This is a genomic window from Enterococcus sp. AMC1623, from assembly GCF_058216495.1.
Window position 1 is genome coordinate 1,180,977 of sequence record NZ_CM177096.1, and the last position, 20,389, is coordinate 1,201,365.

Genomic DNA, 20,389 nt, shown 5'->3' on the forward strand with positions numbered 1-20,389 from the left:
TTAACAGGGACTTATCAAATAGTCCCTGTTTTTTTGCAAAAAAAAAACAATCGTTAGAAAATATTTTCTAACGATTGTTTTACTTAACTAAAGAAACAACTATCATCAATCAAATACTTAATATCGCTTGTATCCACTTCTAATAATCGATCTGCATTTACTTTACCTCGATCACAAATATCATAATTTTCAACTTTAAGAAGAATGGAACCATTCTCCACACGAGTTACTGTTCCAATAACACCACGGTGAAAATTTTTAGGTTGTACTTCATAACGTTCTCCTACGACAATTTCTTTCACTTGAACCATAATATTGTCCCCCTTTTGAATAAAGCAAATAACTATTGATTTTATACTCTATTCATAACACGTATTTAAAAAACATACAAGTTTTTCGGTTCAATAAAATATGATTTTTTTAAAGCGGTAAGATATTAAAGACGCCTGCTGCAACGATACCGCCAATAATAGGTCCAGTAATGGGAATCAAACTGTAGCCCCAATCAGAGTTTCCTTTGTTTTTAATTGGTAAAAACTGATGTGCTAAACGAGGGCCTAAATCACGTGCTGGATTAATTGCATAGCCAGTTGGTCCCCCTAATGATAACCCAATTGCCAAAATTAAAATTCCCACTACCATCGGATTCGTACCGTCTGCAAAGCTTGTTTCACCAAAGGCTAATAGAGCAAAGACTAAAACAAATGTACCAATAATCTCAGTCATTAAATTTGCTGGTAAATTACGGATAGCAGGACCTGTCGCAAAAGTGCCTAAAATAGCTCCCTGATCTTTGGTTTCTGCCCAATGAGGTAGATATGCTAACCATACAAGTGCTGCACCAACTATTGCTCCCAAAAGTTGTGCAATAATAAATGGTATAACTAAACTCCAAGTAAATTTACCAGCAATCGCCATTCCAATAGTTACAGCAGGGTTTAGATGGGCAGGTCCCATAAAACTAGACGCATATACTGCAATTGTTACCGCTGTAGCCCAACCAGCAGCAATTACAATCCAACCTGATGCTTCAGCTTTGCTTTTAGCTAAATTGACGGCAGCACATACACCGCTACCTAATAAAATTAACATCGCTGTTCCTAAAAATTCACTAAAAATCTGTGTCATATCGCTCATTGTCCTAACTCCTCTTTCAATTGTTTTAGATCAGATTCTGCAATTACTTCTTCTAATTCTGCACGTTGTTTTTCAGTTTCTTCATCTGTCCAACCAAAGAATGCTTGCATTTTTTTAATAACCGGTTCTTTAATAGCATCCACTTCATCGCGAATGAATAAAATAAAGTTGGTTCGACGCATCAAATAATCGGCAGGTGTCAAGACTGCTTCTTCATTCAGCGCATAATTTAACGAATAACTATCGCGTGCTGATAAACCTGAAATTTTTTCGTCATAACGCAAAACTTTTTCTAGATTAGAACCATATAGATTAGCTAAATAGCGAGCATCTTTTTCATCTAAACCTTTATCCTCTGCTAGTTTTGCCAGTTTAGCTAGTTCATCATCCACGTTTTGATAATCAATTCGTCCACCTGAAACAGGATAGTTTACAGAATCGATTAAAACGAACCTTTTTTGAAAATCTTCTGCTAGAATTTCTTGAATTTTTTGTAAGGCTCCTTCAGCCATTAAACGATAATCGGTAATTTTACCACCAGCTAGTGTAAGTAAACCATCTACTGAACGGTCTAAACTACTACCACGTGATACTTGTGAAGGATTCACAGTATTATCAATGGATATTTCAACTTCATTAATTGCTTTTTCTACTTTTTCACGAGCAGAGGGATTATCCAAATACTCTTTAACAGCGCTTACAACATCTTGGAAACTCTCTTCTGACAATGCTCCGTTATTGCCACCATTGTAATCTGATCCACCATTACCTGAAATTAACGGACGTAAACCTGCCCAACTGGATTCAATATCTTGAATCGTGATATTTGCTTCTGGAAAGCGATGGTTCACAATGTCTAATAAATAAGCGACATCACTTTGCTCCACTTTAGGGTGTTTTAAATCACCCTGATAATCCGTATCTGTTGTTCCGAAATAAGTTTTTTCTTCACGAGGAACTACAAAGACCATGCGTCCATCATTTTTTCCTGTATCAAAATACGTTGGTTGTGGCACGTTTAATTTACTTCGGTCAACAACTAAATGTACGCCCTTGGTTGGACGCATTTGCGCAGGTAATTCATTTTTACTATCCAATTGTCGCACCTTATCAGACCATGGTCCTGTGGTATTGATAATCACGCGAGCCATGATTGTAAATATTTTTCCTGTTAATAAATCCTCTACTTTTGCTCCATTTGCTTGACCATTTTCGTCATGTACAATTTCAAGCACTTTCATTTTATTAAGCATTAAACCACCGTCTGATTGCGCCTGCTTAATATTTTCAATAACTAAACGTGCATCATTATTTCGAAAATCAAGATAAACACCCGCTCCTTGCAAATTTTCTGATTGGAGTTGTGGTTCTCTTTGTAGTACTTCTTCTTTATTTAAAACATAATTAGCATATTTCGTGCCACTAACACCTGCTAGTTGGTCATATAAATCCATAGCAATTTTTGCAGAAAATAAATTAAACGTTGCTCCCGGTTCATCATAGATAGGTAATAACATCGGATCTGGTTTAGGAATATGAGGAGCAATTTTTTGTACATTCGCTCGTTCCTTGACCGTATCCGCTACAACTTCCACATCAAAAGTCTTTAAGTAACGAATACCACCATGCACTAATTTTGTTGATCTAGAAGACGTGCCTTCTGCAAAATCTTGCATCTCAACCAAAGCTGTTTTCATACCGGCAGCGGCAGCTTGAACAGCTACCCCTGCACCAGTAATACCACCACCAATGATTAATAAATCAATCGTTGTTTCTTGTAATTCTTCGATGTTCTTTCGTCTAGTCTTAAATGAAAATGTCATCTTATTGACCTTCCTTCTTTTTGCGCGGTTTGAAAACTTGTGTAGCGGCAACTGCTGCTTGCCAATTTTCATACAATTCTTCACGTTCATCCTCTGCCATTTGTGGTGTGAAAATTTCGCCTTCTTTTTGCATTGCTTTTAACTCGTCTAAGTCTTTCCAGAAACCTACAGCTAAGCCCGCAAGATAGGCAGCGCCTAACGCTGTTGTTTCTAAATTAGCAGCCCGTTGCACTTGAGTATTTAGTATATCTGCTTGGAACTGCATCAATAAATTATTTTTCGCCGCACCACCATCGACTTTTAATAGAGGAATATCAATGCCCGAATCTTTTTTCATTGTTTCTAAAACATCACGTGATTGATACGCTACTGCTTGAAGTGTTGCTCGTACGAAATCTTCTTTTGTTGTTCCACGAGTTAAACCAAAGACCGCTCCACGTGCATCTGAATCCCAATAAGGTGCTCCCAATCCCGTGAAGGCAGGTACAACATACACATCATTACCGCCTGTCGCTTTAGCGGCTATCTCTTCAGATTCTGGAGAAGTTTCAATCATACGTAAGCCATCACGCAACCATTGAATGGCTGAACCGGCTACAAAAATACTTCCTTCTAAGGCATAATAAACTTTTCCATTAATACCATATCCAATTGTCGTTAACAAATTATTGGCTGATAATTGTGGTTTTTCACCCGTATTCATCACAATGAAGGCACCTGTACCATAAGTATTTTTGACCATTCCCGGTTCAAAAGCCATTTGTCCGAATAGTGCTGCTTGTTGATCCCCAGCCATTCCTGAAATTGGTACATTACTTCCATAAAAATGATATCCTTTTGTATACCCATAAATTTCAGAATTACTTTTCACTTCAGGAAGCATAGCTTGCGGAATATCTAGTAGGTCTAAAATTTCTTTATCCCATGTTAAATCATGAATATTGTAAAGCATCGTCCGACTTGCATTTGAGTAATCTGTTACGTGCGCATCGCCATCTGTTAGTTTCCAAACCAACCAAGAATCGATTGTTCCAAATAGCAATTCTCCTTTTTCAGCTCGCTCTTGTGCACCTTCTACATGATCTAAAATCCAACGAATTTTTGTTGCGGAAAAATAAGCATCCACAATCAAACCTGTTTTTGAATGAATCATATCTTTATAACCATCTTTTACCAACTGATTTGCGATTCCTGAAGATTGTCGAGATTGCCAAACAATTGCATTATGAATTGGTCGCCCCGTTTCTTTTTCCCAAACAACTGTTGTTTCACGTTGATTCGTAATACCAATTCCTGCAACTTCATCTGGATGAATGCCTGATTCAATAAACGCACCTGCAATGACCGACTGAACTGAATTCCAAATTTCATTAGCATTATGTTCTACCCAGCCTGAGTTTGGAAAGTATTGTGTGAATTCTTTTTGAGAGCTACCAATATTTTTACCTTTTTTATCAAACAAAATTGCTCGTGAACTGGTGGTTCCTTGATCAATTGCCATAATGTATTTTTTTTCTTTTGTCGTCATAATTATCTGCTCCTTTGATAGCGTTTTCTTTACATACATATCTTACCTTTTTTATTTCAATTTATTTTGTCAGCTTTTTTGCGTTTTTTGTATTTTTTGACAAAATTCAAGCATAGCAAGGCTTATTCTAATTGCCGAATTATTTTTTTAATTTCTTGAATATCATAATTCGTTCCTAATTCTGATAAGCGATAATAGCGTACTTTTTCTTGCTGCTGATTCGTAATAATTAAATCGTAATGGTGTTCAGGAATACACGCCTCTACTACTACACCATTAATCATATTTAAATGTAGCATATACATATTAATAGCGGCTTCTTTAAATAATGGATCCATTTTTAAATCAATGCCTATCCGAATTTCTCGATTCATTTCTACATCTAAAATCGTGACAATACTCAAATATTTCACTTCGGTCATCGCCAACAAACTATTTTCTTCGTCATAAGGAATCGCTAGTGTGTCTTGTGCCAAGCCCAACAATTTTTTTGTATATGCTTGAATATTACGACTAGATAGTTTAGCCTCTAGTTGCCAAATATTCTCACGATCATACACTTCAACATCCCCTTGAAAAAAATACAAACGCAAATGCACTTGGGATAAATGATAATAACAATTGGCTTCCCATTCTGGGCGAATTTTAGGACGAGGATATAATCGTAAAATATTTTCTAAAATTAAAGTATCTGCAATACTACTTGGTGTAAATCGTGAACGTTGTAAGGAATAGTGATAAAAATCTTTTTCGTTTAAAAGAGACATACTAATTAAAAAGATAAAATGTAGCATAATTTCTTCTTCCCTAATTTCTACTGCATAATAACTAAAAAATCGTTGAAAAATAGGTTTTAACTGTAAGTAAAAGCGGTCTTTTTGGTAAGGGATAAATTTTTTGTGAAATTCTTGAAAAGATAATTTTGGAATTGAAATACGGTATTTAGTGATTTTCACCCATAAGTTAATCCGTTGATGCGCTTCTTCAGTAAAAATAAGACCAAAACCACGTTCAAACTGTTCAATCAAGTGTTTTTCTTTTCCCGTTAAATGTTTTGGGTATTGGTCGAGATACCACATCAATTGAAAATAAAAATAACGAATTTGACTTTCTTCGCCTTCGATTTTCCCTTGCCAAATCATCAGTTTAAATTCTTTTAATAAGATATTAATTTCTTTGATTTTTCGTGATAAGGACGATTCACTGATTGCCAATTCTTGTGTTAAACGAATAAAAGCCATTTCTTTGTTTTCCAGTAGATGAATGAGTATTTGATATTTAGGCGCTTCTTGGTACCAAGTCAATTCTAGTTCACGTAAAGAAAACTCCGGTATTTTCCAAAATTCAACACTTGTTTTATCATAGATTAATTGACATTGACCTTCATAAATAGCTAAATCATCTCTTAACTCTTCTAAATAATTTTATACGGATTTTTTAGAAAGTTGCAACTTCTTCATCATTTCTGTAATAGTGTCTTTTCCACCTGAAAGTAATAAGTTTTTTAAAAGCCGCATTTTTTTTGCTTCTTTTTTCTCTAATAATTCTTCAAATTTCATCGGTGTCACATCCTACAAATAAGTCATTTAAGAAAGCGAGTGTACTGCTGTATTGCGATTGAAAAAAGAAATCTTGTTCTAATAACGCCTCAATCGTCATTTCTTGTTGGATGACCCACCCGCAACGCTCAATAATCGCCAAACAATTCGCTTGTGACAATAACTGTACACCTAATAAACGTTGTGTCTTCCTTTCAATAATTAACTTACAATATAAAGTTTCTTTAGAAGTTATAGATGCAGGTATAACAGTAGTTTTAATCATCAATTTTTTAGGATATAAAAAGGCTTCAGATTCCAGCAAACCCACACTCGCAAGATACCAACCAAATATTTTAGTACCAATCATCCGCAAACCACCACGAAATTTCTTAGTTGGTTTAACTAAATTTGCAGCCGCTGTCATTCCAGAACGAACAGCATGGTTGATTTGTGGCAAATAGATTTTTTCATTGGTTAAGGTAAAAGGAATCTGAATTAAGTCCCCCACTGCAAAAATGTCTTTCTGAGATGTCTCTAAAAAATCATTCGTCTGAATAGTTAAATCGCTATGCGTCGCTAAAACGTCACTCATTGTTTCTGTCGGATGGACATTGACAGTAGTTAAAATTAATTCACTTAATTCCTCCTGATCCATTTGAGTGATTCGCTGATTCAAACGTAAATCTAATTGAGGAATCTTTTCTAACGCAGCTAAAAACGGAGTTAAAAAGTCTTGATCAAAATATTTAAATAACGGATAATCCATTGCCTCAAACAAATGAACTTTTTTACCTAATTCAATAAAAACACTGGCTGCTTCCATGCCCGCTTGTCCTGCACCAATCAAAGTTATTTCTTGGGCTGCTTCGATCTTTGGTAGCAAATATTTTGCTGCTTGATAGGTTTTGTAATGATAAATTTCTTCTTCTTGCAATTCAATTACTTTTGATTGTTGTGTTGAACCAGTTGCTAAAACCAATTTATCATACATATACGTCCCACAATCCGTTTGTAACGTCTTTTCTTGACCATCGCAAGATAAAAATATTTCTTGCAAACGTAGTTGAATGTTATTTTTCATTAAAGTTTCTTTTGAAATAAAAGTAGCATCTGCTAGATTCTCATACACACCTTGAAGATATAACAGTAACCCATTAGGTAAAAACGCAAATTGCTCATTTTTTTCAATAATCATAATTTCTGCATCAGGATAAAGTCTTCTTGCTTCTAACGCACAATAAACGCCACCAAATGATGCGCCAATAATTACAATTTTCATACCTTCACCTCTGTTTTCTCATTAAAAAAAAGCGTAAATTAATTGATTTACACGTTTTTTTGGCTGTTCTTTTATTCTAAGTATAACAAAAAAACGCCCAAAATGCGGGCGCTTTGTCAGTTCTATGGGTAAATACGATTTAATAAACGTGGGAATGGACTTGCTTCACGTACATGTTCAATCCCCGTTAGCCAAGTAACTGTTCTTTCTAAACCTAATCCGAATCCTGAATGAGGAACAGAACCATACTTACGTAAATCCAAATACCAAGAATATTCGTCTGGGTTTAGACCATGATGCTCAATTTCAGCAAATAAGTGATCATAATCAACATCACGTTCAGAGCCACCAATGATTTCACCATATCCTTCTGGAGCAATCATATCCGCACAAATTACAACATCCTCACGAGTTGGATGTGGTTTCATGTAGAATGGTTTAATAGCTTTTGGATAATTTAAAATGAACACTGGTTGGTCATATGAATTAGCAATAAATGTTTCATGTGGTGAACCAAAATCATCGCCCCATTCGATATCGTCAAAACCATTTTTCTTCAATAATTCCACTGCCTCATCGTAAGAAATACGTGGATAAGGTAATTTCGTATATTTTTCTAAAATAGCACGGTCACGACCAAGTGTTTCTAAGGCTAGTTCACAATTATCTAATACATTTTGCACTAAAAATGCCACGTATTGTTCTTGAATTTCTAAGCTTTCGTCTTGATGCATGAACGCCATTTCTGGTTCCATCATCCAAAATTCAATCAAGTGACGACGTGTTTTTGATTTTTCAGCACGGAAAGTTGGTCCAAAAGAGAACACTTTTCCAAATGCCATAGCTGCAGCTTCCATATAAAGCTGACCAGATTGTGAAAGGTATGCTTGTTGATCAAAATAATTTGTTTCAAATAAATCAGTGGTTCCTTCTGGTGCAGAACCAGTTAGAATCGGTGGATCAATTTTAATAAAGTTATGTTTGTTGAAAAATTCGTAAGTTGCACGAATAATTTCGTTACGAATTTGCATAATTGCATGCTGTCTTGAAGAACGCAACCATAAATGACGGTGATCCATCAAAAATTCTGTTCCGTGTTCTTTTGGTGTGATTGGATAATCATGACTTTCACCGATCACTTCGATGCTTTGTACACCAATTTCATAACCGAATTTTGAACGGCTATCTTCGCGAATTTCACCTGTAATCCAGACAGAAGTTTCTTGCGTTAAATTTTTCGCAATTTGAAAAATATCTTCGCCTACTTCATTTTTCACGACAATTCCTTGGAAAGTTGCTGTTCCATCTCTTAATTGTAAGAAAGCAATTTTTCCGCTTGAGCGTTTGTTCGCAATCCATGCGCCGATTTTGACTGTTTCACCAACATGGTGTTGTGCATCAATAATTTGAATTTGTTCCACTTGTGTCTCTCCATTCTATAATTAAACGTTCTATGACAGTGTATTACTTTCTGCGATTTTTTTCAACAAATGCCTTAATTCGATTAACCATCTCTTCTAATGTTTCCCAATCAGAGGCATAACTCAAACGGATATTTTCATTTGCACCAAAACCTGCACCTGTTACAACAGCAACGTGTGCTTCATTTAATAAAGCATCCGTAAATTCAGTCACGTCAGTGTATCCACAAAGATCCATGGTTCCTTTGACATTAGGGAAAAGATAAAATGCGCCTTGTGGTTTCGCTAATTTTACCCCAGGGATTTCTAACATCAATGGATATAAACGATTTAACCGTTCTTCAAACGCTTGACGCATTTCTTCGACTGCATCTTGAGGACCTGTTAAGGCTTCTACAGCTGCATATTGACTCACCGCAGTTGAATTACTTGTTGATTGAGAAGCAATATCTGTCATTGCTTTAATCAATTCTTTGTCACCAATAGCAAAACCAATTCGCCATCCGGTCATTGAATAGCTTTTTGATACGCCATTGATAATTAATGTTTGTTTGCGAATTTCTTCAGAAATCGTCGCAATTGGTGTAAATTCATATCCATCATAGACCAAACGACCATAAATATCATCTGCTATAATTAACAAATCATGTTCCACCGCCCACTCACCAATTGCTGTTAATTCTTCTTTTGTATAAATCATACCTGTAGGGTTAGAAGGTGAATTTAAAATCACCGCTTTTGAATTTTCTGTACGAACAGTTTCTAATTGTTCCACAGTCACTTTAAATTGATTGTCTTCGCTGCCTTCAACAAAAACGGGTGTCCCATCAGCTAATTTCACTTGTTCCCCATAACTTACCCAATAAGGTGTGGGAATAATTACTTCGTCTCCTTCATCCAAAATAGCCTGGAATAAAGCATACAAAGCAAATTTTGCACCGTCAGTTACTAAAGTTTGAGAAACCTCATAAGTCAAACCATAGAATTTTTCAATATAATCAACAATCGCTTGACGCAATTCTGGAATCCCTGCACTCGGTGTATAAAAACTTGCTTTGCCTGATTCAATCGCTTCAATTGCCGCTTTTTGAATATTTTTTGGCGTTGGAAAATCTGGTTCACCTAATGTCACACTTAGAACATCGATTCCTTGGCTTTTTAATTCCTTCGCTTTTGTAGAAGCAGCTAATGTCACTGATGGTTCTAATGTTTCAGTTCTTTTCGATAATTTCATACCATTCACCCTTTCAATTTACACCTTAAATATTTCGAATTACTTTAACCTCTTTGCCATCTTTAAAGTCTAATAGATAATAGTTATTCCCCTTATCATCTTTTGTCATGACTTCCCAGACAGGTTTATCTTCAAACATTCCAAGTGTTGCTTTTCTTAATGTTTCACTTGGATATTCATTAAAAATCTTTTCCTTTGCTTCATCTTCGGTTAGACCTTCATCTTGCGCTAAAACGGTCACTTTTTCTCCAGACTTAGGAATAATTGCAATAACCTCTTGTTGTTGATCATTCTTCCCTAAAACAGAAAAATAAGTTTGTTCTCTTGTAAACCAATAGAATTGATCAACTTGCTCAATCTTAGCGTATTGTTCTGCAAGTTGTATAGCTTCTGTTTTAGCTTGCCGCACTGGACTTGTCGCACGGATATAAGAAAGCGAAGAAAAGAGAATGATCAACAACAAAACAATAATTCCTGTCAACAATGCAATAATTTTTTGTTTTTCTTTTTGCGCATTAGTGTTCACTTCTAGTTATCCACTTCCTTTCTTGATAGGTTTCATTATACAAAAACTTTCGTTGAATCTGTACTATTTTCGTTTAAATCTTTGTTATTTTCTAAAAATTGAACAGTTGCTTTTTGGATTTCTTCTATTGAAGCTTCTTGTAATGGAAGTTCCTTTGGTAAGGCGCGAGCGATTTTTTTTCCATATTTTGTGGTTACAATACGTCGATCTAAGATAATCATCGTTCCTTTATCTTCTGTTGAACGAATTAGACGACCTAAGCCTTGACGTAATTTTAAAGCTGCCTTAGGAATGGTTTCTTGCATGAAAGGATTGATGCCCTTTTTTTCCAAATACATCTGACGTGCTTTAACCATCGGACGTTCAGGATTTTCAAACGGTAAGCGCGTAACAATCAACAATTGTAAGGAATCTCCTGGTAAATCGACACCTTCCCAAAAACTATCTGCTCCAAACAAAATACTGTTATTTGATTGCATAAATCGTTTTAACAATTTTTCCCGACTTCCGCCCATTCCTTGTGCCAAAATCTCACGACCATTTTGTAAAAAGTCCATGTGCATACGACCATACACTTTTTGTAAAATATCATGGGAGGTAAATAAGACTAAGACTGGTTGATTCACATCTTCTAACAAGGTTGTCAAAGTCGTTGCTAAATATTTTGCATACGCCGAAGCATCGTATTCATGAATAGCAATCCCCTGATCTAAAGTAAATAATTGTGCTTGTTTCGCATAATCGTACGTAGTTGGTACAACTTTTAACATCGCATCAGGAATACCTAATTTTTTTGCAAAATAACTACGGTCGCCGGATACACGTAACGTTCCACCAATATATAAAATCCGCTCATATCGTTCGTACCAACGAGTATTAGGCAAAATGGCTGCGTCAAAATCAACTAATTGTAATTTCACAGTCCGTTGGTTGCCATAAAAGACTAAGAAATGGACGTAATTTTCTTCCCAATTCGAAAACCAACGATCCATCACTTGATATTGACGTTGCATTTCATCAAAGAAACTCAATAAATCCCCAAACAAAATTCGTTGTCGATTCAACCATGAATGACTCATTTGATTCATTAATGTGCCCAACTGTTTTTGTAAAATTAGTAATTCTTCGTAGTATAGTAGCAAGCGTTGAATATTTTTCTCACATTGTAGTGAAACTGATTCTCGCTGTTCTTTAGTCACGATATTTTCTGCGTTTCCTGTTGCTTGGGACCATTCATAAAAAATATCTTCTTGTGTTTCAGCGATTGCTGTCAATTCTTCGCGATATAATTGAAATAGTCGTGACGTCTCATAATCTTGCCCTACCATCAACTGAATCAAATCAAATAATTGCCCTTCCTCTTGAAATTGACCTAATTTTCTTTGAAAAGCTGCCGTATCCACAAATAAATTAGAAACTTGTTCCATAATGTCTGGTAAATGATGGGCTTCGTCAATAATTAAATAGGGACTTGCTGGAATCAATTGTTGCTGGCGTTGCGTTTCTTGTGCTAATAACGCATGATTAATAATTAACACATTACTTTGAGCCATTTGTGCATATAAGTGCCGTAAGAAATCTTCTTCATATAAAGATTGTGATTTTGCTAAATTTTCAACCCCACGATGACTAATTTCTTTAAATAATAGATGATTCAAACGAACTAAATTCAATTCATCGAAATCGCCTGTTACTGTCTGTGTTAGCCAAACTAAAATTCCCATTTGATATAAGGCATATTGTTTTTGCTGTACAGGCATGTTTAACGTTGCTTTAAATCGTTGCAAATCAATGTAATGATTTTTACTTTTGACAACCGTCGCTTGAATCGGTTGTTCCAAAATGGAATTTAACAACGGAATATCATGTTTCATTAATTGCTGTTGCAACAAAATGGATACGGTACTAATAATTACAGGTTTTTCTGGCGTTGCTAGAAAATGTGCTGGCAATAAATAACCAATTGTTTTGCCCATTCCAGTAGAAGCTTCAACCAATAAATCTTTTTGTTCACCTGTTGTAAAATGGCGATAAATAATATTCATTAATTTACTCTGTTCTTTTCGATACATTAGTTTATCGTGATACAGTGCCATTTTTTCTTTTTTGGTCGTAGGGTATGTTTTCTCAAAATGTTGTTCCAAAAATAATTTTACTTCTTTTTTACGCAAAGCCATGCCATCCACTATTTCTAATTCTGGTGCTAATGGTCGTGGATTCTCGCGCATCTCTTGAACAACTGATTGAATGTACTCGCTAGTTTGCATACTGGTAACAACGCTTAATTGCGCTATTTTTTCCATTGTTACTAACGGTAACTTTTTCATAATTGCTTCTATATATACTAATAATGTGGCTGTTACTTCAGCATCACTATCCGCTTGATGGGGTGCATCATGTTCCAACCCTAGATTTTCTGCCAAATCACCTAAACGAAAACTGACTTCTGTTGGTAAAAAGATTTGCGCTAATTCAACCGTGTCAATTCCCGGAATCGTCAATGGCGGCATTCCACAACGCTCCAACTCGTGATTTAAGAAATGATAATCAAAATGAATGTTGTGCGCAACAAAAATCGTATTTTCTAATAAATTATAAATAGTGGTTGCCACATCTTCAAAAAGTGGTGCTTTTTTAACACGTTTATTTGAAATATGCGTTAAGTTTTGAATTTGTTTGGAAATCGGCTGCATCGGATTGATATCAGTCGCAAATCGACTAACAATTTTATTATTTTCAACTAAGACACAACCAAATTGGATGATACGATCACTTTTAGGATCGGTGCCTGTGGTTTCGATGTCTACAATTGCATAAGTGGTTTTCATCCTCTTCCTCCTCACACATGCTCTTTGCATTATACTACAAAGATTTTTATTCGCCCACCTTTGCCCAAACAAAAAGACCACCCCTCAAGATGATCTTTGTTTGCTTATTTTGTTTCTGGAATTAATTTATTCATCGCTACTGCGACAATCGCACTTAAAGCAATTGGTGAATCTAATAAATATTGGATAAACTGTGGAGCACTTTGTTTCACTTCTGCTGGCATAAATAATAAACCAATCGCGACAATTAATGGCACGCCAATAATATATAATTCTCGTTCAGAAAATTCTTGGTTTTTGATAACACGGAAACCACTCAACATAATAATGACACAAACAACCGAAAATACACCGCCGATAACTGCCGATGGAATGGCATGAATCAATGCAGATAATTTTCCTAAGAAAGATAAGATGATAAACCAAACAGATGCCATAACAAACACTTTCTTACTTGCAACGCCTGTAATTGAAATAATCCCAGCATTTGTTGAATAACCTGTCACTGGAGTTGTTCCTACTAATGCTGCCATTAAACAACCCAAACCTTCGCCAATCACACCTTTATTGATTTGTTCATCTGTGACAGCTTCTTCAGTTACTGCGCTGACTGCATACCAAGTACCAGTCGTTTCAGCTAAAAGAACCATATAAATAACTAACATTGTTAAAATTGCAGAAATATCAAATTTCAATCCAAAATCAATAAAAGCGATATTTGGTAAACTTAAAAAAGAAGCTTCCGAGACTGAACTAAAATCTAAACCGCCCATAAAAGAGGCAATTACTGAGCCTAATGCTAACGCAATAATCACTGAGCTGATTCGGAAAATTTTGCCTAAATTAGGGAAATATTCACCTAACATTGAAAAAATAATTAAGGTAGCTGCTGTAATTATAGCTAATAAAATATTCTGATTGATACTTAAACTTTCGCTTGAAACATAAATGTTTCCAGTAAACGCAGACGGTAACAGGGTCAAACCAACAATCATGATAATCGTTCCACTAACAATACTTGGAATAAACTTGCGGACAATATATTTATATACCCCAGTCATCCCTAACAAAACAACTGCTAATGCACCGATGACACTTGCACCCAACACTGTATCCATTCCTTTTGAACCAAGATAAATACCAATAATTGCCCCCACTGGAACAAAGGACGGCCCTTGACAAACCGGTAATTTCAAGAAAAATAATACTTGAATTAATGACGCAATCCCCGCTCCTAAAAAGGTAGACTGAATAAGTCCTGCTGCCTCAGGAGAAGACATCCCTACTGCTGTTGCAATAATAAATGGTGGAACATATACGTCCATCGCAAGGACATGTTGTAATCCTAAAATAAAGGCTTGGCCAAAGGGAATATCTTCATTGACACCCACAGTTAAATTCTTTTTCTCTACTCTTGTTTCCACAAATTTTCCTCCTAGTACTTCTCGTGTACAAGTTTTCCTTGTACCCAAACTTGTTTAATATTGGTAGGTGTTGCTAAATAAAGTAATTTTTGCAATTGATCTGCTGGCTCATTGAACACGCCAAAGCCTGATAAAGATGCACCTGTTGCATTCATATCCACCACTTGCAAATCACAGGCATAGCCTTTTTCAATGACACCAATTGGTAAACTTAACGCTTCGCCTCCACCTTGTGTAGCCAAAGAAAAAGCTTCAATTACTGAAATACGTGAATCGGCTACGCCACGTGTATCTTGGGTACGAGTAACATCGACACCATCTTCTAACATGCGTGAAGACATGACCGCTTGTTTGATGTTATCCCACAAACTCGGTGAAAATCCCCCTGAGATATCCGTTCCTAAACCAATTTCTACTCCTTGTTCTTTCAAGCGTTTAATCGGAATAACGCCGTTCGCAAAATAAGCATTTGAAATGGGACAATGTGCAACGGCAGTACCAGTCTCCACAAAAATTTCCCCATCTTTTTCATCCACAAAATTGCAATGTGCCATCACTGATTTTTCTGTTAACAAACCAAAATCACGTAAGACTTCCGTATCAGTTTTTCCAAAGCGTTCTTTGACGTGATCGTGCTCCCACTGACCTTCACTACAATGCGATTGGATATGAACATTGTATTTTTCGGCTAATTTTCCTAAACCAGCTAATCCTTCATCTGTACAGCTTGGTACAAAACGTGGTGTGACAACAGGATAGATACCTTGTGTCACCTCTTTTGATAATTCTTTCACTGCTACAATGAACGCTTCCGTATCACTTAACGCCTGTTGTGTTGAAGCATCACGATAAAATTCAGGATTCATTTCTGGATGGTCCATCACAACCTTTCCAACCAACCCACGTTGCCCTTGCTCTGCGCAAATTCTAGCCAAAGCTAAACTTGCTTCTAAATGTATTGTTGCAAAATACAAAACCGTAGTCGTTCCTCGTGCTAGTAAATTTGTTACCAAATCTTGATAAACATTTTGGGCGAACTCCTTATCTTGATATTTCGCTTCTAAAGGAAAGGTACATTCATCTAACCATTTATTTAATGGTTCATCCAATGCAATCCCGGCTTGTGGCCATTGCGGAGCATGGACATGTAAATCAATAAAACCTGGTAAGAAATATTGTCCGTCTTTTAACTCTACAAATTTCTCGCTTGCCTGAGCTTCTTTTAATTTGGTTTGATACAATGTATCTTTTGTTTGGAATACATTTTGGATAATTCCTTGTTCATCCACTTCAATAAGTGCATCTTCTAAAAAAACTAATTGACCATAGCTTGGCGTATGGAATACAGACCCTTTAAAAAACATGATTGTTTGCTCCTTCTTTTTTATTCTTTTTAATTATAATAGAAAACCTATAATCCACAAGATTCTCACGTAAATTAACAACCTAAATTATATTATCGTTCGTTTATTAACCGTTTACAACAAAAAGTGCACAAAAAAAGACGAAGTTGTTCAACTTCGTCTTGTAAATTCATATAGAATTAAGCTTTAACAACGTTAGTAGCTTGAGGGCCACGTTGTCCTTCTTCGATATCAAAAGTTACTGCTTGACCTTCTTCTAAAGTTTTGAAGCCGTCTCCTTGGATAGCTGAGAAATGTACGAATACATCGTTACCATTTTCTGCAGTGATAAATCCAAAACCTTTGTCTGCGTTAAACCATTTTACTGTACCTGTTTCCATATTAAAAAATCCTCCTTGTGTATAAACACATATTTTGCAATTACTTGTTAAGGTGAAAATTTGGAAGATGTTTTAAAATGAAACAAGCTACCATATTTACCATTACAAAAACTACATTTTCATTATAACACACTCATTATAAAAATATCTACCTTTTTCCAGAAGAATTAAAACTAATAGCGTAAAATAGCTACTAATTCCTTCTCACCTGGTGCATCTTTTTGATCTAAAACAAAAACATCGCCACCATTACGAATGGCATCATTTGTTAACGTATTTAATACTTGTCGCCAATCATATTCCTCTTCTGGATTATCGCCATAACCATCAATCAAGTTCGAAGTTGAGATGAATAGATGCGAAACACGCCCTTCTGATGCAGCTTGACGAATATCTGCTAATTGATCAAAGAATTTACGCTCAATCAACTCTTTATAATTTTTCACTTCTTTTGCTGTCAGCTCATCAACAATTACTTGCGTGCCTTTTTCAATTTCATTTACAGACAATTGTGCAGGCGATGAAGATACCGCAATTGACGAATCATAATAAGGATATTTCGCCACTTTTTTGAAGGTTGTTTGATTTTCTGGAAGTGCAAAAAGATAAAGTGGTAACTTCTCTCCATTTTCCAGTTCCTCTTTCAAGAAAGCATCCACTGCTTGGTAATAGTTCACCCAATCAATTTCAACTTCCTCATCTTTTGCACTGACACCGTGATAAGCAGCACTTGAATTTCCTTGTGTGCGGAAGTTTAAGTTGCCACCTGTAATTTCTTCACCCAGCGCTTTTTTTATATCTGTTGGTGCCCCTTCTGATAAAGAAACTTCAGAAAGTTGCTTATTTTCCATGCGATACAATTTCATTGAATCACGATTTAAACCTAATAGATGGTAATTATAATTGAATTGGGCATTTTTAATAATCGCTAATAGATAAGGTGTATCACCAACATAATATTGGTCATCTACAGCAATACTTAAACGGTGAACATAGGTTTCTTCGGTTGTTAAAATAATCGCAACACTAGCTGTTGCACTACGCCAAAAGTTTCGATCATTCAATAACGTATCTGTTTTTTCCTGGAATTTTTGCCAGTCGTTTTCGGAATAACGTTTATTAAATCGTTTTTTTGCTTCTTTAACAAAGTTTTTGAATTTTAATTGATCTTTTTCGATGTCTTGATGAGCCACATGTGTATTTAACATGATTGTTACAAATGGTCCTTGTACACCTTCGGAAGTGAGTTGATCCAATAATTCTTTACCAATTTTCGCCATAATATTCCCTCCTACAAAATTATATATTACACAATTAGTGTATCATGCCTCAGAGAGCTTTCCAAATAAAACGGTTACGTAACTAGTAATAGCCAATTCAAAAAAATAAATGAAGAAAAGGCTTGACTTTCATTTTACTCTTATGATAAATTAGGCACTGTCTTAAATCGTAACAATTACGATTTGAAAAAATAATAAGAGAGATTCTTATTAAGGTAGAAAGTGAGTGAAGAAAGTGAAAAAAGGAAAATTAGGTATGTTGTTAGTCAGCACACTCTTATTAGGGGCTTGTGCAAGTAACACAGCGGATAAAACGGATAGCACATCATCAAAAGAGGAATCATTAGAAATTGTTACTACCTTCTATCCAATGTATGATTTCACAAAAAATATTGTTGGAGATGAAGCCAACGTCGAATTATTGATGCCGGCTGGAACAGAAGCACATGATTATGAACCGTCTGCTAAAGATATCGCTAATATTCAAAAAGCTGATGCCTTTGTTTACAACAATGAGAATATGGAAATGTGGGTTCCTTCTCTTGAAGAATCGTTAAAAGATGGTGACGTCAACGTCATTAAAGCAACTGAAGGCATGTTATTGTTACCTGGTTCTGAAGATGATCATGACCACGATCATGGACATGGCGAAGAAGGACATAGTCATGAACTAGACCCTCATGTTTGGATATCTCCTTATCGTGCCATTCAAGAAGTTGAAAGTATCCGTGACCAATTGATTGCTGCATATCCAGATAAAAAAGAAGCGTTCACGACAAATGCTGAAAAATATTTAACAAAATTATCTACTCTTGATGAAAGCTATCAAGAAGCATTTGAACAAGCAAAACAAAAAAGCTTTGTCACACAACACGCAGCTTTTGGTTACTTGGCTTTAGATTATGGTTTGACACAAGTCCCGATTGCTGGTCTTTCTCCAGATGAAGAACCTTCCCCTGCCCGTTTAGCAGAACTCAAAGAATTTGTTGACGAACATGGTGTAAAATATATTTACTTTGAAGAAAATGCAAATGATGCTATCGCTCGTACGCTAGCTGATGAAGCCAAAGTAGACTTAGAAGTTCTAAATCCACTTGAAGGTTTAACAAAAGAAGCCATGGATAACGGTGAAGACTATGTTTCAGTAATGGAACAAAATTTAGTAGCCTTACGTAAAACAACCGATACAGAAAATCCAAAAGAAGAAACAGCTAAAGCAGAAAAAGAAAAAACTGTTTATAATGGCTATTTTGAGGATAATGATGTCAAAGATCGCCCATTATCTGATTGGAGTGGTGAATGGCAATCTGTTTATCCATTACTTGAAGATGGTTCATTAGATCAAGTCTTTGATTACAAAGCCAAACTGGACCCAAGTCAAACAAAAGAAGAATACAAAGAATATTATACAGTTGGTTACCAAACAGATGTCAAAGAAATAACTATTACCGATGATACTATGGAATTTATTTTCGACGATAACTCGTCTGAAAAAGCAACGTATCGCTATGCTGGAAAAGAGATTTTAAATTATAAAGCTGGAAACCGTGGCGTTCGTTTCTTATTTGAAGCAACAGATCCAGATACGAAAGCATTTAAATATGTTCAATTTAGCGATCATTCAATTTCACCAACAAAAGCCGCTCACTTCCACATTTATTTTGGAAATGATAGTCAAGAAGCTTTGTTAGAAGAAGTAGATAATTGGCCAACGTATTATCCAACTGATTTATCTTCAACTGAAATCGCTCAAGAAATGTTAGCACATTAATATAGGAAGGAAGTTTTATATGGAAAAGCAAGATTTATCAAGTGCCTATCGCCGTCTAAAAAGTCCCAATATTAAGACGCGTAAACGCGCATTAAAAATTATTCATCAATATAAACGAAACAACAAAAAATAAAGGAGTCCTTTTTCATGGCAAAAAAATCAAAAATTGCAAAATACAAGAAACAACAAGCGCTAGTTGAACAATATGCAGCTTTACGACAAGAATTAAAAGCCAAAGGTGATTATGAAGCTTTAGCAAAATTACCTAAAGACTCACACCCCAATCGTTTAAAAAATCGGGATGTCATTGACGGACGACCACATGCTTATATGCGTAAATTCGGACTATCAAGAATTAACTTTCGTAAATATGCCCATCTTGGCCAAATTCCTGGCGTAAAAAAAGCTAGTTGGTAAATATGAAAAAACTATTGAAGCAAATGAGAATCAAACCCTTTGATTTACCAATCATTTTCTGTCTAATTCTCTTTTCTTTCATTCCTCTCGCTATTTTTGCTGCACAACAACCAGAAACGGAAGAAACTTCTGCTCGTTATGCCATTATCCGTATTAACGGGCAAGAAGTTGATCGCTTTAATTTAGATGAAATTCAAGATTTTGAAAAAACTTACTATCCAGCAGAAAATCAATATAATATCATTCAAGTAAAAGATGGACGTATTCGTGTTCGTGAAGACAATAGTCCCGATCAAATAGCGGTTAAAACCAGTTGGATTGCTAAAAATGGAGAAACAAGCATTTGTCTTCCCCATAAATTAGTCATTGAAATTCAACAAGAAGGCGCCGAGGATGCTTTTATCAATTAAAATAGGAAGGAACTTCTAAAAAAGTT

General features: G+C 35.6%; 19 protein-coding genes. 4 read left to right on the forward strand and 15 right to left on the reverse strand.

The features are described from left to right. Positions 1–83: 83 nt before the first annotated feature. From AC4BC7_RS05825 to AC4BC7_RS05895, 15 genes are all read right to left on the reverse strand, one after another. Entirely contained in the window at positions 84–311 is a 228-nt protein-coding gene (locus AC4BC7_RS05825) for a hypothetical protein (protein WP_490504115.1), read from the reverse strand. 109 nt (positions 312–420) lie between these two features. Next, positions 421–1,137: an MIP/aquaporin family protein gene (locus AC4BC7_RS05830; protein ID WP_207940938.1), complete on the reverse strand. Its 717-nt coding sequence runs from the start codon at positions 1,135–1,137 to the stop codon at positions 421–423. Further along, a complete protein-coding gene (glpO, locus tag AC4BC7_RS05835) occupies positions 1,134–2,960 on the reverse strand; it encodes a type 1 glycerol-3-phosphate oxidase (protein ID WP_490504117.1) in 1,827 nt (608 codons plus the stop codon). The genes AC4BC7_RS05830 and glpO overlap by 4 nt, the downstream gene beginning before the upstream one ends. 1 nt (position 2,961) lies before the next feature. Then, positions 2,962–4,488, reverse strand: a complete 1,527-nt coding sequence (gene glpK, locus AC4BC7_RS05840; protein ID WP_207940940.1) for a glycerol kinase GlpK — start codon at positions 4,486–4,488, stop codon at positions 2,962–2,964. A 122-nt stretch (positions 4,489–4,610) separates the two neighbouring features. Continuing rightward, the gene (locus AC4BC7_RS05845; RefSeq protein WP_490504415.1) at positions 4,611–5,879 is read right to left on the reverse strand and encodes a helix-turn-helix domain-containing protein; all 1,269 of its coding nucleotides are present in this window, start codon (positions 5,877–5,879) and stop codon (positions 4,611–4,613) included. Between the two features lie 33 nt (positions 5,880–5,912). Further along, positions 5,913–6,047, reverse strand: coding sequence for a hypothetical protein (locus tag AC4BC7_RS05850; RefSeq protein ID WP_490504118.1), 135 nt, complete (start codon positions 6,045–6,047; stop codon positions 5,913–5,915). Further along, positions 6,037–7,308 carry an FAD-dependent oxidoreductase gene (locus AC4BC7_RS05855; RefSeq protein WP_490504119.1) on the reverse strand — a complete coding sequence of 424 codons (1,272 nt, stop codon included), beginning with the start codon at positions 7,306–7,308 and terminating at the stop codon, positions 6,037–6,039. The genes AC4BC7_RS05850 and AC4BC7_RS05855 overlap by 11 nt, the downstream gene beginning before the upstream one ends. Positions 7,309–7,430: 122 nt before the next feature. Then, a complete protein-coding gene (gene asnS / locus AC4BC7_RS05860; protein ID WP_490504120.1) occupies positions 7,431–8,729 on the reverse strand; it encodes an asparagine--tRNA ligase in 1,299 nt (432 codons plus the stop codon). Between the two features lie 43 nt (positions 8,730–8,772). Next, a complete protein-coding gene (locus AC4BC7_RS05865; protein ID WP_490504121.1) occupies positions 8,773–9,963 on the reverse strand; it encodes a pyridoxal phosphate-dependent aminotransferase in 1,191 nt (396 codons plus the stop codon). 25 nt (positions 9,964–9,988) lie between these two features. After that, positions 9,989–10,489 (reverse strand): cell wall elongation regulator TseB-like domain-containing protein, encoded by a 501-nt coding sequence (locus AC4BC7_RS05870; RefSeq protein WP_490504122.1) that lies wholly within the window; start codon positions 10,487–10,489, stop codon positions 9,989–9,991. 35 nt (positions 10,490–10,524) lie between these two features. Beyond that, positions 10,525–13,317, reverse strand: a complete 2,793-nt coding sequence (locus tag AC4BC7_RS05875) for a helicase C-terminal domain-containing protein (RefSeq protein ID WP_207940946.1) — start codon at positions 13,315–13,317, stop codon at positions 10,525–10,527. A gap of 104 nt (positions 13,318–13,421) precedes the next feature. Further along, positions 13,422–14,741: a solute carrier family 23 protein gene (locus AC4BC7_RS05880; RefSeq protein WP_207940947.1), complete on the reverse strand. Its 1,320-nt coding sequence runs from the start codon at positions 14,739–14,741 to the stop codon at positions 13,422–13,424. A gap of 11 nt (positions 14,742–14,752) precedes the next feature. Next, positions 14,753–16,105, reverse strand: a complete 1,353-nt coding sequence (guaD, locus tag AC4BC7_RS05885; RefSeq protein ID WP_207940948.1) for a guanine deaminase — start codon at positions 16,103–16,105, stop codon at positions 14,753–14,755. 179 nt (positions 16,106–16,284) lie between these two features. After that, positions 16,285–16,485: a cold-shock protein gene (locus tag AC4BC7_RS05890; RefSeq protein ID WP_016174721.1), complete on the reverse strand. Its 201-nt coding sequence runs from the start codon at positions 16,483–16,485 to the stop codon at positions 16,285–16,287. Positions 16,486–16,658: 173 nt separating this feature from the next. Further along, positions 16,659–17,765, reverse strand: a complete 1,107-nt coding sequence (locus AC4BC7_RS05895; RefSeq protein WP_207940949.1) for a baeRF6 domain-containing protein — start codon at positions 17,763–17,765, stop codon at positions 16,659–16,661. Positions 17,766–18,000: 235 nt separating this feature from the next. Between AC4BC7_RS05895 and AC4BC7_RS05900 the strand changes: the two genes are divergently transcribed. The 4 genes from AC4BC7_RS05900 to AC4BC7_RS05915 are packed head-to-tail and all read left to right on the forward strand — an operon-like array spanning position 18,001 to position 20,363. After that, complete coding sequence (locus AC4BC7_RS05900) at positions 18,001–19,536, forward strand: zinc ABC transporter substrate-binding protein AdcA (protein ID WP_339076397.1); 1,536 nt, start codon at positions 18,001–18,003, stop codon at positions 19,534–19,536. A 19-nt stretch (positions 19,537–19,555) separates the two neighbouring features. Further along, a complete protein-coding gene (locus tag AC4BC7_RS05905) occupies positions 19,556–19,669 on the forward strand; it encodes a putative metal homeostasis protein (protein ID WP_016174717.1) in 114 nt (37 codons plus the stop codon). Positions 19,670–19,683: 14 nt separating this feature from the next. Continuing rightward, positions 19,684–19,953 carry a 30S ribosomal protein S14 gene (rpsN, locus tag AC4BC7_RS05910; RefSeq protein ID WP_490504123.1) on the forward strand — a complete coding sequence of 90 codons (270 nt, stop codon included), beginning with the start codon at positions 19,684–19,686 and terminating at the stop codon, positions 19,951–19,953. Between the two features lie 2 nt (positions 19,954–19,955). Further along, positions 19,956–20,363, forward strand: a complete 408-nt coding sequence (locus tag AC4BC7_RS05915; RefSeq protein WP_207940951.1) for a NusG domain II-containing protein — start codon at positions 19,956–19,958, stop codon at positions 20,361–20,363. Positions 20,364–20,389: the final 26 nt, after the last annotated feature.